We start from the raw sequence: 15,363 nt of genomic DNA on the forward strand, positions 1-15,363 counted from the left end.
GGCTATTTTCCCAGATAGGTCTTCAGCGCCTGTTCGACCTTTTTGCGCTCGTCGGGCGTCAGCTTGTTGGACTCGCCATCGAGCCGCGCGTCGCGCAGCCCGGCGGAGGCGGCCAAAATATTCCACTTGGCGGCCTCGACCCGATCCTGCTTGAGTCCGCGCCCGGCGAACAGAATGCGCGCCAGGCGGTTCTGCGCCACGGGATTGTCGCGGTTGGCGGCGCGAATCAACCATTTCGCCCCGCCCGGCTCGTCGGCGGGGACGCCGTCGCCGTTGAACAGCAGGATGCCATATTCGACCTGCGCCGCCAGAAACCCGCCTTCCGCCGCTCGCTTGAGCCAATAGGCGGTCTGTTGCGGGTCCTTTTCGACGCCGCGGCCCTCGCGATACAGCAGGCCCAGCGAATAGGCGGCTTCGGGGTCGGCGAGCTCCGCCGCGCGGCGAAAATTTTCGGCGGCCTTGCCGAAATCGGCGGCGACGCCATTGCCTTCGAGCGCCAGAATGCCGAGTTGCAGCCAGGCGCCGGCGTGGTTCTGCGCCCCCGCCTTTTCCAGCAACTCGCGGGCGCCCGCAAGATCGCGCGGGCCGCCCTTGCCGGCGAGTTTTGACAGCGCGAGCGCGAATTGCGCGTTCTTGTCGCCCTCGACGGCCGCCAGCCGATACCAGCGCAGCGCCTCCGACATGTTCTGAGGAACGCCGAGCCCCTGCGCCTCGAGTTCCGCGACCAGGGTCATGGCGGCGGCGTCATGGGAATTTTTTTCGAGACGCTTCATCGCCTCGGCGAAAGCGGTCTGGTAATAGCCGCGCTGGTAGGCGCCGAAGGCCAGATCGGGTTCCGCGCGCACAGGCGTGGCGGTCAGAACGAGAATGAGCGCGGCGGTCGCCAACCTCACGCGGTCGGCTCCATGGCGTCGATCAGCGCTTGCGCGGCGGCGATCTTTTCCGGGGCATCCAAAAAGCTTTCGCCAAGCCCCAAGAATTCGGCGCCGGATTTCGCCAAGGCGTCCACCTCTTCCGGCGCATGAGCGACGCCGACGCAGGGCACATTGAAAACCTCCGCCCACCAGACGGTCCATTCGAGCGTGGCGGCGGCGTCATTGTCCTGCGCGTCGAGAGCCCCGAACAGCAGGTAGTCCACGTCGGTCTCGCCGGCGCTCATGGCGGCGTCGCGGCTGTCCAGTCCGCCGACGCCGACGATGCGGTCCGGCTTGAGGCGCTCCAGCGCGTCGTCAAAATTTTCGCCGCCGCCATTGATATGGCCGCCGTCCAGCCCGGCGCGGCCGACAAGCTGCGCGTCGTCCAGCGCCAACGCGGCGGCTTCCGCCTTCTGGATCATCGGCGCCAAAACCTTGGCGATTTTTTTCCTCACCCCCTCGTCGGGCGTGGCGAAGCGCAGCAGCACGCATGCGACATCGCCGGAGGCCAAGGCCTTTTCCAGCTTGGGCGCGAAATCCTCCGCCGAGGAGAGCAGCGGGGTGATGAGATAAAGGCGCGGGCGGATGAAGTCAGTCATTGAGGCTCTAATTTCGATGCCGTCATTGCGAGCGCCGCGAAGCAATCCAGAAAACCTGCGATCACACGTCGCTTGCGATGCCTGGATTGCTTCGCGGCGCTCGCAATGACGGTATCCGTTTTGAAGAGTATGGTTCGGCGCCCGTTCTCACGGCGAGGCTTTACACCGGCAATTGACGGCAAAAATGGGGCCGCGGCAAGCCGCGACCCCATGCGCAAAGGTTGACGCTAAGTTTACGCCGCCTTGGGGGCGAGTTCGCCGGAGGCGTAGCGCTTGGCCATTTCGCCGAGCGTGAACACTTTTTTGATCTTCGACGCCTGGCCAGCCGTGTTGAACTCCTGCATGCGCTGCTTGCAGATTTTCTGCATCGCATCGGTCGCGGGCTTCAGATATTTGCGCGGGTCGAACTCGGCCGGGTTTTCCGTCAGCACTTTTCGAATGGCGCCGGTGATGGCCATGCGGTTGTCGGTGTCGATGTTGATTTTTCGCACGCCATGCTTGATGCCGCGCTGGATTTCCTCGACCGGCACGCCCCAGGTCTGCGGCATCTTGCCGCCGAACTTGTTGATGATGTCCTGCAAATCCTGCGGCACCGAGGACGAGCCGTGCATGACCATATGCAGGCCCGGCATCTTTTGATGGATTTCCTCGATGACGTGCATCGCCAAAATCGCGCCGTCGGGCTTGCGGGTGAATTTATAGGCCCCGTGCGAGGTGCCCATGGCGATCGCCAGCGCGTCGACGCCGGTCGCCTTCACGAACTTGATGGCCTCGTCCGGGTTGGTCACCAACTGGTCGTGCGACAGTTTTCCTTCAAAACCGTGGCCGTCTTCCTTCTCGCCCTCGCCGGTTTCCAGCGAGCCGAGCACGCCGAACTCGCCTTCGACGGAAATGCCGCCGAGATGAGCCATGTCGGTCACATATTTGGTGATGTTGACGTTATAGTCCCAGTCGGCCGGGGTCTTGCCGTCTTCCTTGAGCGAACCGTCCATCATCACCGACGTGAAACCCGCCTGCATGGCGGTAAAACAGGTGGCCGGGCCGTTGCCGTGGTCCTGATGCACGCAGATCGGGATCTGCGGATAGATTTCGCAGCAGGCGTCCATCATATGCTTGAGCATGACGTCATTGGCGTACTGACGGGCGCCGCGCGAGGCCTGGATGATCACGGGCGCGTCGAGTTCGGACGCGGCGGCCATGATCGCCAGAGCCTGCTCCATATTGTTGATGTTGAAGGCGGGGACGCCATAGTCATGCTCGGCGGCATGGTCGAGCAGTTGGCGCATTGTAATACGGGCCATAATTTTCCTCCTTCACGGATGTTCGTTTACCAGGCGGCGGCCTCTCGTATTTCTGCGGGCGCGCCGTCTCTGCCTATTCGTATGCTTGTCATCAGGGCGTCGTGCTCGCCGGCTTCGAAACCGCGCCCGAGTTCCTTGGGGATGTCGAGCGCCAGTTCTTCAAAACCTTCAAGCTGTCCTGAACAGGACTGGCTGAAATTCAGGACAGCCAGATATTCCTTTCCCAGTTTCGCGCTGCCCGCCCTGACGAGGATCGCCGGCCGCCACGCGCCTGCTCCCCGATCGCGATGCGCGACGAACAGGACGGCGGCGAGGCAGCGCGCCTTGGGCAGGCGCCTCGAAAATTCCGATTGCGCGATCAACATGCTCTGGCTGGCCGCGGCCTCCGGATTGGGAGCCTCGCGAACCGTGATGCTGCGCGTGTTGATCTTGGCGCCGGACAGAAACCCCACCTCGCGCTCGATCAGCATCGGAGGGCGGCTCTGCCCTGCCGTGGCGACCACATGCGATGCGGTCGCCAGACAAAGCCCGATGAACTCGCCGAGTTCCGAAAGGGTCACGCGCGGCGCGAGCATTTTTACGCCCGGATGGCTTCGACGCCCGGCAGAACCTTGCCTTCCAGCCATTCGAGGAAGGCGCCGCCGGCCGTCGAGACATAGGTGAATTTGTCGGCGACGCCAGCATGGTTGAGCGCCGCCACCGTGTCGCCGCCGCCGGCGACCGTCAGCAGCTTGCCTTCGCCGGTGAGGCGCGCGGCGAACTTTGCCACCGCATTCGTGGCGGCGTCGAACGGCTCCAGCTCAAAGGCGCCGAACGGCCCGTTCCACACCAGGGTTTTCGCCTCGCCCAGCACCTTTTCGACCTCCGCCACCGATTTCGGCCCGGCGTCGAGAATCATGTCGGCGTCGCCGACGTGATCGACGCCGACGACGTGAGACGGCGCATGCGCCCTGAATTCCTGCGCCACCACAGCGTCCACCGGCAGCACGATCCGGCACTTGTTTTCGGCCGCGGTCTTCAGAATTTCGCGCGCGGTGTCGAGCAGATCGTGCTCGCACAAGGACTTGCCCACCTTCTTGCCCTGCGCGGCCAAAAACGTGTTGGCCATGCCGCCGCCGATGATCAAAAAGTCCACTTTTTTGGTGAGATTGCCCAAAAGCTCCAGCTTGGTCGAAACCTTGGCGCCGCCGACCACCGCCGCCACAGGGCGGACCGGGATTTCCAGCGCCTTGGACAGCGCCTCGACTTCCGCCTGCATGGTGCGGCCCGCATAGGCCGGCAGCTTTTTCGCCAGACCTTCGGTCGAGGCATGGGCGCGATGCGCGGCGGAAAAGGCGTCGTTGACATAGATGTCGCCGAGCGCGGCCATGGCGTCGATCAAGGACGGATCGTTCTTTTCCTCGCCCTTGTGGAATCGGGTGTTTTCCAGCAGCAGGAACTCGCCATCCTTCAGCTTGTTGACCGCCTCGGCCGCGACCGGGCCGATGCAATCCGTGGCGAAGGCGACGGGCTTGCCCAGATGCTGAGCCACCGCCGCCGCGACGGGCCGCAGCGAATTGGCCTCATCCGGCCCGTTCTTTGGGCGGCCGAAATGGGCGAGCAGGATGACCTTGCCGCCCTTCTGGGAAATTTCGTTGAGGGTGGGCAGGATGCGCTCGATGCGGGTGGCGTCGGTCACTTTTCCGCCGTCCATCGGCAGGTTCAGGTCGACGCGGACAAGCACGCGCTTGCCCTTGAGATCGGCGGAATCGAGGGTGCGGAAAGCGGACATCTAATGAACCTTGCTCAAGAGGGAAAAGACGATCCCGGCGCCCGCGCCCCAAGTCGCAATGACGGCGACAAGCAGCATCCACCATGTCGGATAGGATGAAAGCTTGCCTTTGATCTCCGACAGTTCGAGTTGCACTTTGTGCAAGTCCGCCTGTTTGGCACCGTTGCGCGCGAAATCTCGAATATCGGGCTCCAGCCGAACCAGGATGTTTTCGATGCGGTCGAGTTTTTGTTCCAGCGCGCCGACTCGTTGTTCCAACTTTGGACCCTCCGGCCCCCCGCCATCGGAATCTCCGGGAAAACGAATGACATTATTCATTCGTCACCGGCGGTCCGAAGTCGTCGGGTTTGGATTCCAATTTAAACACGACGTCAGCAAATTGCATAACATGGCCGCAATTAGTGCAAACCAGCGTGGTTGCCTCCAGACGATAGCCGAAAGCTCCACGCTTGCGCTCCAAAAGCGACCGAAATCCGGCGTCCGGGTCTTCAAGCATGGCAAAATCCACACCCCCGCACACCGAACAACGAAGGTTCGGCGCGCGCTGAAGCAAGGCGCTGGCAAGTTGCTGCGCCTTGTCTCCTCCGGGTGTGCGGATTTTCGCGCTCAACTCAAACTCAGATCAGCTTGGCCATCGCCACGGCGGTGTCCGCCATGCGGTTCGAGAAACCCCATTCGTTGTCGTACCAGGACAGGATCGACACCATGGTTCCGTCCAGCACCTTGGTCTGGTCCATGTGGAAGATCGAGGAATGGGGGTCGTGGTTGAAGTCGGACGAAACGTTCTTCTCGTTGGTGTAGCCGAGAATGCCCTTGAGCGGGCCGTCGGCCGCCGCCTTGATCACGGCGTTGACTTCGTCCTTGGTGGTGGCGCGCTTGGCGATGAACTTCAGGTCCACGACCGAGACGTTGGGGGTCGGCACGCGCAGAGCAAAACCGTCGAGACGGCCGTTCAGTTCGGGCAGCACCAGACCCACCGCCTTGGCGGCGCCGGTCGAGGTCGGGATCATCGACAAAGCGGCGGCGCGGCCGCGATACAGGTCCTTGTGATAGGTGTCGAGCGTCGGCTGGTCGCCGGTGTAGGAGTGGATCGTCGTCATGATGCCCTTATCGATGCCGATGGCGTCATTGAGGGCTTTTGCCACCGGCGACAGACAGTTGGTCGTGCAGGAGGCGTTGGAAACGACGATGTGGTCCTTGGTCAGCTTGTCGTGGTTGACGCCATAGACCACGGTGAGGTCGGCGCCGTCCGAGGGGGCGGAGACCAGCACGCGCTTGGCGCCGCCCTGAAGGTGGATGGCCGCCTTGTCGCGGGCGGTGAAAATGCCGGTGCATTCCATGACGATGTCGATGTCATGCGCGCCCCAGGGCAGTTCGGCCGGGTTGCGCATCGCCAAAACCTTGATCGGGCCGGTTCCGACGTCGATCGAGTCGCCCTCGACCTTGACCACGCCGGGGAAGCGGCCGTGGACGGAGTCGTAGCGCATCAGATGGGCGTTGGTTTCGACGGAGCCGAGATCGTTGAGGGCGACGACCTGAATGTCCTTGCGGCCGGATTCGACAATGGCGCGGAGAACGTTGCGGCCGATGCGTCCAAACCCGTTGATGGCAACCTTGACAGTCATATCGCTTCGCTCCTTGCGTTTCCCTTGGGGATGGGCCATTCGAGCGGCCCGCTTAGAAGCGCGAGCCTGGGCTGCGCTTCGATCTCTTGTTGGCCTCTGACCTGCTGGCGCGCCCGGATGCGAGGTCGCGCATCGGTCCAGGGCGCAGCCGTGCCGCCGGTTTCATCAAATGGGGCGGATTGTGCTCGCTGCGGGATCATCGGCATAAACGAAAGTACGAGCCGGTTGATAGCAGGTCGCCCCCCGCTGTCAACGGACCCAAGGGCATTTTTGGAGGAAATGACTCGGGTTTGCGCCGGTTTGGTTCCGTCGCTCCTCCCTGCACAAAAACAGGGCGCCGATTCGCCCCCTTTTGGTGACGGACTGATGACAAGCGCGCCCCTTTGGCGCGGCGCGCGACTTTGCTACATTGTCTTGACATCCTCTCCGGGGATTCGCGACGAAAGCTTGATGTTGTCCCCATTGCCCAGCGATCCGCCCAGTCCGCGCTCCTCCCCCTGCGGCGATGCGTCGCGCCAGACGGCTCCCGCCCTTTCGGCGGAAGACGCGGTCGCGGCGGCGGCGCGCCGGCTCGAAGCGGCGCTGGAGGCGCTCGACCGCGCCATCGCCTGTCACGCGGAGCGCCGGGGCGAGCTTTCCGACCAGGAAGCCGAATATTTCGCCTTGCAGGAGGACCGCTCGCGGCTGGCGCGCGCCCTCGACGCCGCCAACACCCGCATCGAGACCTTGCAGGACAACCAGATCGAGGCGGCGCGGCGGGTCGAGCGCGCCAGGGCCGCCGTGCGCGCCATCCTCGCCGCCTCGTCCGGAGACGGCTGATGGCGCAGGCGGTGGTCGACATAGCGGGACGCACCTATCGCATGAATTGCGAGGAGGGCGAGCAGGCGCATATCGAGGAACTGGCGCGGCTTCTCGAGGCCCGGATCGCCGACCTGCGCGGCGCCTTCGGCGAAATCGGCGATCAGCGCATCGTGGTGATGGCGGCGCTCACCCTCTCCGACGAACTTTTCACAGCGAAAAAGCAACTGGCGGAAACGCAAGCCGAACTGGAACAGGCGCGGCTGCGCCAGCAGGAAGTTTCGGACTGGACAGCCAAGGCGCTGGACACGGCGACGGCCAAGGTTTTGGAAGCGACCAAGACGCTGAACGAAACTGAGCAGGCCGAAAAAACAATATCGGAATCATACAAGTAGCCCCTCATCCTGAGGAGCGCCTGCAAGGCGCGTCTCGAAGGACGGGGGCGGCCCACGGCTTGCCGCAGCCTGCTCGCGCGTCACTTCTCAGGCTTGGGCGCCGAAGCGGGGCAAAGCGCCTGGTAAAACCGGAGCAAGAGTTCGTACCCCGACGCCGTGGAGCCATCGAGGATTTCGCCGCTGGCAAGATCGCGAATAGAATAGTCCGCCGTGACGTCGCCGGAGGCCGCCTTCGTTTTGCCCAAGAAAAGGTATTTCCCGCCGTTCCGGTCGGAAAACGTCTTGTTCGGACAATCGCCCGTAATGGTGTCCCCGTGCGGCTCTTTCCCTTGCTCGGCGATGCATTTTTGCGAATAGTCGCGCGCATATTCGCGACAGAACTGCACGGCGCCAGTGTGGCTGAACTTGGTTTTCACCACCGCATGAGACGTATCCAGTCCCTCGCGCGAGGCGATCTCGTCGTACATGCCGACCCGCGAACCATAAAACAATGTTGACTTGGGATCGGGTTCCGCCGGCGAGGGCCCGACATAAACCCTTTCACCCGGCCCCCACGCGCAAATCACGGAATCCTTGCTGTCCGGGTCGGAGGCGCTCACCGTCCAGCAGGCGCCGCTGCGGAAGGCGTCGCCCAGTTCAACACCCGCCGCGTTTCCGCCCTGAGGTCCGGTCCAAAACGCCTTGCCCTCGTCTGTCTTGCCGACATTGACCTGCGCCATGAGACGGCCTTGCGCGTCGGCGATCCGGAACGACCCGGATTTTTCGAGCGGCGTGAAGCTGCAGGCGCCGCCGATATAGTGAACGCCCTTCACCTCCAGCAGGCAAAGCGCGGGACGCGACTGCGCCCACGCCTCGGGGACCAGAATCGCCGCCACAACGGCGGCGCACATGCAGCGAAAAATCATTTGGTCCTCCTGAAATGAACTAAAAATCTGCAAGCGAGCGGCGCGGAAACCTCACAACCAGTCGTTCACCGCCGTCCCCACCGCCTGCCCGATGGACTCAAGTTTTCGCACGCGCAAATGCTCGGCGAGCCCCGTCTTGATCCGACCGACCAACCCCAGCCCCTCGTAGACCAGCGAGGAGTAAAGCTGCACCAGCGTCGCGCCGGCCTCGATCTTGGCCCAGGCGGCCTCCGGCGAATCCACGCCGCCCACGCCGATCAGCGGGAACTGCCCCTCGACGCGGACAAATGTCTGGGCGAGCATGCGGGTCGACAGCGCGAACAGCGGCGCGCCGGAAAGGCCGCCGGATTCGCTGCGCAAGGGGTCGCGCAAAATTTCGGGCCGCGCCAGCGTGGTGTTGGAGACGATCATGCCGTCCACGCCCCGCGCGCGCGCCACGCGGACGACGTCGTCGAGATCGGCCAGCGCCAAATCCGGCGCGATTTTCAGCAGCACCGGGCGGCGCGGCAGCTGCATCGCCGCCTGTTCCCGCGCCGCAATGACGCGCGCCAAAAGATCGTCGAGCGCGCCGGCCTGCTGGAGGTCGCGCAGGCCCGGCGTGTTGGGCGAGGAAATGTTGACGGTGAAATAGCTGGCGACATCGGCGAAATTTTTGATGCCGGCGACATAATCGGCGGTGCGATCGGTGGAATCCTTGTTGGCGCCGATGTTCACGCCAACCACGCCGCCATTGGCCGCCCGGCGCAACAACCGCTCGCGCGCCCTTTCGTGGCCGCCATTGTTGAAGCCGAAGCGGTTGATGACGCCGCGATCCTCATGCAGCCGGAACAGGCGCGGTTTTTCATTGCCGGGCTGCGGGCGCGGCGTGAGCGTGCCGACCTCGGTGAAGCCGAAGCCGAGCTTCAGCAATGCATCGGGAACCCGGGCCTCCTTGTCGAAGCCCGCCGCCATGCCGACCGGATTGGGAAAATCGAGCCCAAACACGTTCTGCGCCAGGATCGGATCGTCCTCCTCCGCCGCCGGCAGCGGCGCCGCCCAGAGCGCGAGAATGGTCAGATTGTGCGCGCGCTCGGCGTCCATGCCATGCAGGAACGGCAGGGCGAAGGAATCGAAAAAACCCGTCATGCCAAAAGTCCGGAAAAATCATGGGCGCCGTCGCGCCAGGGCAAGGGATGCGCCGACAAAGCCAAGGCGGTCGGCAGCGGCGCGTAAAAATGCGGGAACAGCGCGCCCCCGCGCGAAGGCTCGAACAGCAGCTTTTCGCCCAGCGCGGCCTCGTCGAAGGCGATGAGCACGAGATCGTCCTGGCCGGCGAAATGTTTTGATGCGGTTTCCTCGACCTGCCCGGCGGTGGAGAAATGGATGAACCCGTCGGCGAGATCGACGGACGACCCCTCGTAAACCCCGCGTTCTCGCGCGGCGGCCCAGTCTTTTTTGGGCATGATTTTATAGATAAGGGCCAAATTGCATTCCCATGGCTGCGATCACGGCATTTTTTCGACCATCTTGCGACGCTCCGCAAGATGCGGGTTTTCACCGGCGCGCCGCCGTTCTAATAAGATTCCTTCATCTCCAGCCTGCGCACGGAAAAAAATGACCGATCTTGCGTCCGAACTCGCCCAATTCGCCAAAACCTCGAACGCCTGGCCGTTCGAGGAGGCGAAGAAACTCGTGGCCAGGGTCGAGCGCACCGGTCAGAAACAGGTCCTTTTCGAAACCGGCTACGGCCCGTCGGGACTGCCGCATATCGGCACATTCGGCGAGGTCGCGCGCACGACCATGGTCCGCCACGCCTTCGAATCCCTGACCGGCGGCGAGATCAAGACGCGTCTGTTGGCGTTTTCGGACGATCTCGACGGGTTGCGAAAAGTCCCGGACAATATTCCCAACAAGGACTTGGTTGCCGCCCATCTGGGAAAACCGCTGACCCAAGTTCCCGACCCGTTCGGCGAATATCCGAGCTTTGGCGCGCACAACAACGCGCGCCTGCGGGCGTTCCTCGACCATTTCGGTTTTGACTACGAATTCGCCTCATCGACCGAATATTACCAGTCCGGCCGGTTCGACGAGATGCTGCTGAAAATTCTGGCGCGGTTCGACACGGTCCAGGCGGTGATGATCCCGTCGTTGCGCGAGGAACGCGCCTCCACCTATTGCCCCTTCCTGCCGATCCACCCGCATACCGGCGTGGTCATGCAGGTGCCGCTGGAGGAAATCGACCTTCCCGGCGGCATGATCGGCTGGCGCGACCCGGAGACGGGCGAGCGGTTCATGACCAAGGTGACCGGCGGCCATTGCAAGCTGCAATGGAAGCCCGACTGGGCGATGCGCTGGTGCGCGCTCGGCGTCGATTACGAAATGGCCGGCAAGGACCTGATCGACTCCGTAAAGCTCTCGGGCAACATCGCCCGGGCGCTGGGCCACACCCCGCCCGAAGGGTTTAATTACGAACTGTTCCTCGACGAGAACGGCCAGAAGATTTCGAAATCCAAGGGCAACGGCATCACCATCGAGCAATGGCTGACCTACGCCACGCCGGAAAGCCTCGCCTTCTTCATGTATTGGAAGCCGCGCGAGGCGAAAAAACTGCATTTCGACGTGATCCCGCGCGCCGTGGACGAATATCTGGCGTTTTTGGACGCCTATCCGCGCCAGGACGCCAAAAATCGGCTCGGCAATGCGGTCTGGCACATCCATTCCGGCAAGCCGCCGGCGCCGGAATTCATCCAGCACGAGGAGGGGCAGAAGGGAACGGCCATTTCCTTCGCCATGCTGCTCAACCTCGCCGCCGTCGCCAACAGCGAAGACCCCTCGGTCCTCTGGGGCTTTTTGAGACGCTACGCGCCGGCCGCCAGCCCCGAAAAATTTCCGCGCCTCGACCAGCTGATCCGCTATGCGGTGCTGTATTTCCGCGATTTCGTGAAGCCGAAGAAGGTGTATCGCGCCGCCGACGAGGTGGAGCGCGACGCGCTGACAAAACTGTCGGAAGCTCTGGCGACCCTGCCCGCCGAGGCCAGCGCCGAGGACATCCAGACCCTGCTCTACGACGTCGCCCGCCCGATCCCGCGCTACCAGAATCTTTCAGCAAAGGGCGCGACGCCGGAGCGTCCGGGCGTGTCGAACGACTGGTTCAACATGCTCTATCAGGTTTTGTTGGGCGAGGATCGCGGCCCGCGCTTCGGCTCCTTCGCCGCGCTCTACGGCCTCGACAACACCCGCGCCCTGATCGCGGACGCGCTGGCGGGCAAGTTTTTGAAGGTCGAGGCGTAATCGCCTTTCAAGCGCGCTCGGCGGCGCGCCCGTTCCCACTTCACACCAGCATCGCGGCCAGAGCCGCGAGCAGCGCCATCGGCATCGCCACAAGCCCAAGAAGCAAAAAATCCCGGTCGCGGATGCGCTGCTGTTCGCGGCGTAAAACCGCCAGCCACAAAATGGTGGCGAGCGAGCCGGTCACTGAAAGATTGGGGCCGAGATCGACGCCGATCAGGATCGCGGCGGTCACGTCGGGCGCAACCCCGGCCTGATGCACGGCGCTGGCGGCGATCAGTCCGGCCGGCAGGTTGTTGACGAGGTTGGAGCCAAAGGCGACGGCCGCGCCGCTCGCCGCCGCGCCCCAAACCGCAGGCGCCTGCCGCAACAGACCGGCGAGTTGGGCGGTCACGCCAGCCCGGTCGAGCGCCTCGACGAAGACGAACAGCCCGGCCACCAGCGGCAGCACACCCCAATGAATGTCGCGCAACAGTGGCCAAGGATTTGATCGACGCGCCAGCAGAATGAGGGTCGTCGTCGCCACGCCCGCAAAAAACGTCGGCGCGCCGAGATCGAGGCCGCGCGCCGAAGCGAACAGCAGGACCAGCGCCGTCGCCGCGAGTCCCAAGGCGGCCACCTTGCCGCCGCCCGTCAGATGCGGAAATTTTTGCGGTTCGGCGATAGGCGCGGCCAGCTCTCGGCGCAGCATCAGCCGCAAGACGACATAGGTGACGACAATGGCCGCCAGCGACGGCAGCGCAAAAATCCGCAACCAGTCGAGCAGCGGCGGTAGACCGGCGCGTCCATAGACCACGAGATTGGCCGGGTTGGAGATCGGCAGAACAAAGCTGGCGGCGTTGGCGACGAAGGCGCACGGATAAAGGTAAGGCAGCGGCTTTTCGACCTTGGCGGCCTGGGTCGCGGCGAATACGGCGGGGGTCAACACCACGGCGGTCGCGTCATTCGACAAGAACACCGTGACCAGCACGCCGACCAGATAGACCAGCAGAAAGAGTCTTTTGGCCGAACCCCGGGCGTGCTTGGCGGCCTCGGCCGCCAAGAAATCGAAAAGGCCTTCGCGGCGGGCGGCTTCCGACAGCAGCATCATGCCGGTCAGAAACAGGTAGACGTCGGCGCCGCGCGAAATGCCGGTCCAGGCGGCGCCCACGGGGAGAAGGCCGGTAAGGACCAGCAGCGCGGCGCCGGCGACGGCCCAGATCGCCTCGTGCCATTGAAAGGGCCGCAGGATGACGCCCGCCGTCGCGAGCCCGGTGATGCCAAGAATTTGCCAGGTCATGTTCCCAAGTCGCGGATTCGCGCGCGGCGATCAACCCGCGTCTTGGCCGGTCAATGCGAAGCACCGGCCGATGTTCCGCCAGCGTTGCGGCGGGCGCGGATCATCTCCGCCGCCTTTTCCGCGATCATGATGGTCGGCGCATTGGTGTTGCCACCGATCAGCGCAGGCATGATCGACGCATCGACCACCCGCAGCCCCTCCAACCCGCGCACCCGCAACTCCGGATCGACCACGGCTTGAGCGTCCGAGCCCATCCGGCAGGTTCCGACGGGATGATAGATGGTGTCGGCGCGGGCGCGGATATGGCTCTCCCATTCGGCGTCGCTCATGCCGTCGTGGACGCCAAAAAGCTCCTTTTCGCAATAGCGGCGCATCGGCGGCGTCAGCATGATGTCGCGCGAAAGTTTTGCCCCCCGGATCATGGTTTCGAGATCGCGCCGGTCGGAGAGGAAAGCCGGATCGATCGCCGGCGGCGCCAAGGGATCCGCGCTCCGCAAAAACACGCGCCCGCGCGAAAAAGGATGAAGCGCGCAGACGTGCAGGCAAAATCCGTGGCCGGGATGCAGACGCCGGGCGTGATTGTCGACGACGCCGATGACAAAATGCAATTGCACGTCGGGCCGGTCGAGCTCCGGCGTCGTCTTGAGAAAACCAGCGCCCTCCGCGAAAGGCGTGGCCAGCAGCCCGCCGCCATCGCGCCGCCAGGCGGGAATCTGGCGCAGGAGATTTATAAACGCGCCAAAACCGATGCCGAAATTGTCTTTGTCCGAAGTCTTCCAAGCCAAAATAAAATCGAGATGGTCCTGAAGGTTTTGACCCACGCCCGGAGACTCGTGAACAAGCGGAATGCCATGCGGACAAATGTCTTCGGGCCGCCCGACGCCGGACAATTGCAGCAGCTGCGGCGTGCCGAAGGCGCCGGCGCTCAGAATGATTTCGCGCGCGGCGCAAAAAACCCTTTCGACCCGGCCATGCAGGCAGGCGACGCCCACAGCGCGCTTGCCCTCAAACAAAATCTTGGTCGCTTGCGTCTTGGTCAGCACGGTCAAATTCGGCCGCTGGTCCATGACGGGAAACAGATAGGCGGCGGCGGACGAACAGCGCTCTCCGCGACGGCGCGTCTCGTGGAACTGGGTCACCTGATAGAGACCCACCCCTTCGGTGTCTCCCGTATTAAAATCCTCGCGCACCCGATGCTGCCGCGCGCTGGCGGCCTCGACAAAAGCCTTGGTGATCGGGCGCGGCGCGCGCTGATCAGAAACATGCAGCGGACCGTCGCCGCCATGCGCGGCATCGGCGCCCCATTCGTTGTTCTCCGCCTTGCGGAAGTAAGGCAGCACCTCGTCCCAGGACCAGCCGGGGCAGCCGAGATCGGCCCATTGGTCGTAATCGGCGCGGTTGCCCCGCACATAGAGCATGGCGTTGATCGCCGAGGAGCCGCCGAGCGCTTTTCCGCGCGGCTGGAATCCGCGACGGCCGTTCAGCCCAGGTTGCGGAACGGTCCAAAGCGCCCAGTTGTTGATCTTCGGCCTGCCCGGGATCATGGTGACCGCGCCGGCCGGGGTGCGGACCAAAAAACCATCGCCGCGTCCGCCCGCCTCCAGCAGGCAGACGGTGACGCCAGGGTCTTCGCTCAGCCGCGCCGCCAATGCCGCGCCGCCGGAGCCGCCGCCCACGATCACATAGTCGAAACGGTCCATGTCCCGTCCTTTCATCCTGTGAGAGGACTGTCATCGCCGGAAAACAGCGCGACGCTGATCGCCTCCTCGCGAATCGCCACGATCTCGACGAAGTCGCGGGCGTCGCCCATCTGGCGGAAGGCGACGTAACCGCGTTCGAGAAAGGCCTGCAACGGACCAAAGCCGGCGATTTCGGCCGGCTTGCGCATGGCCTTGAGCGCGAAGCCGATCATCGGCGCCTTGACCAGATCTTCCAGCCGGTGGCCGAGATGGCGGATCAGTTCGATCTGCCGCGCCCGGTCGTCGCGCCGGCCCGTTCGACGATAGGCCTCGCCATAGGCGCGCGCGTCGCCCTCCGGGTCCAGCAGCGCCGCCATCTCCGCGTCGAGCGATTCCGAGAGCGCGTCGAGTTCAATGGCGTCGGCGACGGTCTCTATCCCCGAGGCCGGCAGGCCCTTCTTCATCAGCGGCAGCACGCGCCAGACGGTCTGCGCGTCGACGCTATGGTCTTGCGGGCCATAGAGGTCGGCGAGGAAGAAGCGCGCGGCGGCGGAATATTGCGGATGGGCGAGGAGGTCGGCGTGGGTGCGCGCGAGCCGCGTCGCCTGCCATTCGCGCAGCCGCATGCGGGCCTCCTGCGCGAACTCGGTCCGCCTCGTGGCTGTCCGCACTTCGGTGGCGCGCGCCAGCTGGCTCTCCAGGCGCTGGACGGCGATGGTTTTCGGGTCGTTTTCGTTTTCCATTTTTGAACTTTAACACGACGGCCTAGGCGCCAACGCCTAAAGGCGGAACGGCCCCTTTTCGCCGGGCGAGAAACGGATAAGATCGAA

The 15,363-nt window shown here is 64.0% G+C and carries 17 protein-coding genes; 3 read left to right on the forward strand and 14 right to left on the reverse strand.

Annotation, left to right across the window (positions count from 1 at the left end; genetic code table 11):
- Positions 1–2: 2 nt before the first annotated feature.
- The 8 genes from GJ654_RS03300 to gap all read right to left on the reverse strand — a co-directional run bounded on the left by GJ654_RS03300 (position 3) and on the right by gap (position 6,210).
- Positions 3–893 (reverse strand): tetratricopeptide repeat protein, encoded by an 891-nt coding sequence (locus GJ654_RS03300; RefSeq protein ID WP_196305424.1) that lies wholly within the window; start codon positions 891–893, stop codon positions 3–5.
- Complete coding sequence (locus GJ654_RS03305) at positions 890–1,513, reverse strand: thiamine phosphate synthase (RefSeq protein WP_155444678.1); 624 nt, start codon at positions 1,511–1,513, stop codon at positions 890–892. The genes GJ654_RS03300 and GJ654_RS03305 overlap by 4 nt, the downstream gene beginning before the upstream one ends.
- Before the next feature lie 233 nt (positions 1,514–1,746).
- Positions 1,747–2,814 (reverse strand): class II fructose-bisphosphate aldolase, encoded by a 1,068-nt coding sequence (gene fba, locus GJ654_RS03310; protein WP_155444679.1) that lies wholly within the window; start codon positions 2,812–2,814, stop codon positions 1,747–1,749.
- A gap of 26 nt (positions 2,815–2,840) precedes the next feature.
- The gene (locus GJ654_RS03315; protein ID WP_155444680.1) at positions 2,841–3,389 is read right to left on the reverse strand and encodes a hypothetical protein; all 549 of its coding nucleotides are present in this window, start codon (positions 3,387–3,389) and stop codon (positions 2,841–2,843) included.
- Positions 3,390–3,391: 2 nt separating this feature from the next.
- Entirely contained in the window at positions 3,392–4,585 is a 1,194-nt protein-coding gene (locus GJ654_RS03320; RefSeq protein WP_155444681.1) for a phosphoglycerate kinase, read from the reverse strand.
- Positions 4,586–4,843: a ribonuclease gene (locus GJ654_RS03325; RefSeq protein ID WP_155444682.1), complete on the reverse strand. Its 258-nt coding sequence runs from the start codon at positions 4,841–4,843 to the stop codon at positions 4,586–4,588.
- A 52-nt stretch (positions 4,844–4,895) separates the two neighbouring features.
- Positions 4,896–5,195, reverse strand: coding sequence for a hypothetical protein (locus GJ654_RS03330; RefSeq protein ID WP_155444683.1), 300 nt, complete (start codon positions 5,193–5,195; stop codon positions 4,896–4,898).
- A 7-nt stretch (positions 5,196–5,202) separates the two neighbouring features.
- The gene (gap, locus tag GJ654_RS03335; protein ID WP_155444684.1) at positions 5,203–6,210 is read right to left on the reverse strand and encodes a type I glyceraldehyde-3-phosphate dehydrogenase; all 1,008 of its coding nucleotides are present in this window, start codon (positions 6,208–6,210) and stop codon (positions 5,203–5,205) included.
- A 450-nt stretch (positions 6,211–6,660) separates the two neighbouring features.
- Here gap and GJ654_RS20740 point away from each other — a divergent pair, with 450 nt between their 5' ends.
- On the forward strand, positions 6,661–7,029 hold the full coding sequence (locus tag GJ654_RS20740; RefSeq protein ID WP_196305425.1) for a DUF4164 family protein: 369 nt from the start codon (positions 6,661–6,663) through the stop codon (positions 7,027–7,029).
- Entirely contained in the window at positions 7,029–7,403 is a 375-nt protein-coding gene (locus GJ654_RS03345) for a cell division protein ZapA (RefSeq protein WP_155444686.1), read from the forward strand. The genes GJ654_RS20740 and GJ654_RS03345 overlap by 1 nt, the downstream gene beginning before the upstream one ends.
- A gap of 80 nt (positions 7,404–7,483) precedes the next feature.
- Here GJ654_RS03345 and GJ654_RS03350 read toward each other — a convergent pair whose 3' ends face one another.
- From GJ654_RS03350 to GJ654_RS03360, 3 genes are read right to left on the reverse strand one after another with little or no spacing between them, the layout of a single operon-like run.
- A complete protein-coding gene (locus tag GJ654_RS03350) occupies positions 7,484–8,308 on the reverse strand; it encodes a hypothetical protein (RefSeq protein ID WP_155444687.1) in 825 nt (274 codons plus the stop codon).
- 51 nt (positions 8,309–8,359) lie between these two features.
- Positions 8,360–9,433, reverse strand: a complete 1,074-nt coding sequence (locus tag GJ654_RS03355; RefSeq protein ID WP_155444688.1) for a quinone-dependent dihydroorotate dehydrogenase — start codon at positions 9,431–9,433, stop codon at positions 8,360–8,362.
- On the reverse strand, positions 9,430–9,750 hold the full coding sequence (locus GJ654_RS03360) for a DUF952 domain-containing protein (protein WP_155444875.1): 321 nt from the start codon (positions 9,748–9,750) through the stop codon (positions 9,430–9,432). The genes GJ654_RS03355 and GJ654_RS03360 overlap by 4 nt, the downstream gene beginning before the upstream one ends.
- 151 nt (positions 9,751–9,901) lie before the next feature.
- On the opposite strand from GJ654_RS03360, the gene GJ654_RS03365 reads away from it, so the two are divergent.
- Positions 9,902–11,578: a lysine--tRNA ligase gene (locus GJ654_RS03365; protein ID WP_155444689.1), complete on the forward strand. Its 1,677-nt coding sequence runs from the start codon at positions 9,902–9,904 to the stop codon at positions 11,576–11,578.
- A gap of 40 nt (positions 11,579–11,618) precedes the next feature.
- On the opposite strand, the gene GJ654_RS03370 is transcribed toward GJ654_RS03365, so the two are convergent.
- Genes GJ654_RS03370 through GJ654_RS03380 form a run of 3 tightly spaced genes read right to left on the reverse strand, consistent with a single transcriptional unit; the run spans position 11,619 to position 15,276 of the window.
- Positions 11,619–12,854 carry an arsenic transporter gene (locus tag GJ654_RS03370; RefSeq protein ID WP_155444690.1) on the reverse strand — a complete coding sequence of 412 codons (1,236 nt, stop codon included), beginning with the start codon at positions 12,852–12,854 and terminating at the stop codon, positions 11,619–11,621.
- Positions 12,855–12,904: 50 nt separating this feature from the next.
- Entirely contained in the window at positions 12,905–14,554 is a 1,650-nt protein-coding gene (locus tag GJ654_RS03375; protein WP_155444691.1) for a GMC family oxidoreductase, read from the reverse strand.
- An 11-nt stretch (positions 14,555–14,565) separates the two neighbouring features.
- The gene (locus tag GJ654_RS03380; RefSeq protein ID WP_155444692.1) at positions 14,566–15,276 is read right to left on the reverse strand and encodes an FFLEELY motif protein; all 711 of its coding nucleotides are present in this window, start codon (positions 15,274–15,276) and stop codon (positions 14,566–14,568) included.
- Between the last annotated feature and the right edge of the window lie 87 nt (positions 15,277–15,363).

Origin of the sequence: Rhodoblastus acidophilus, assembly GCF_009720655.1 — a bacterium.
GTDB lineage: Bacteria > Pseudomonadota > Alphaproteobacteria > Rhizobiales > Beijerinckiaceae > Rhodoblastus > Rhodoblastus acidophilus_A.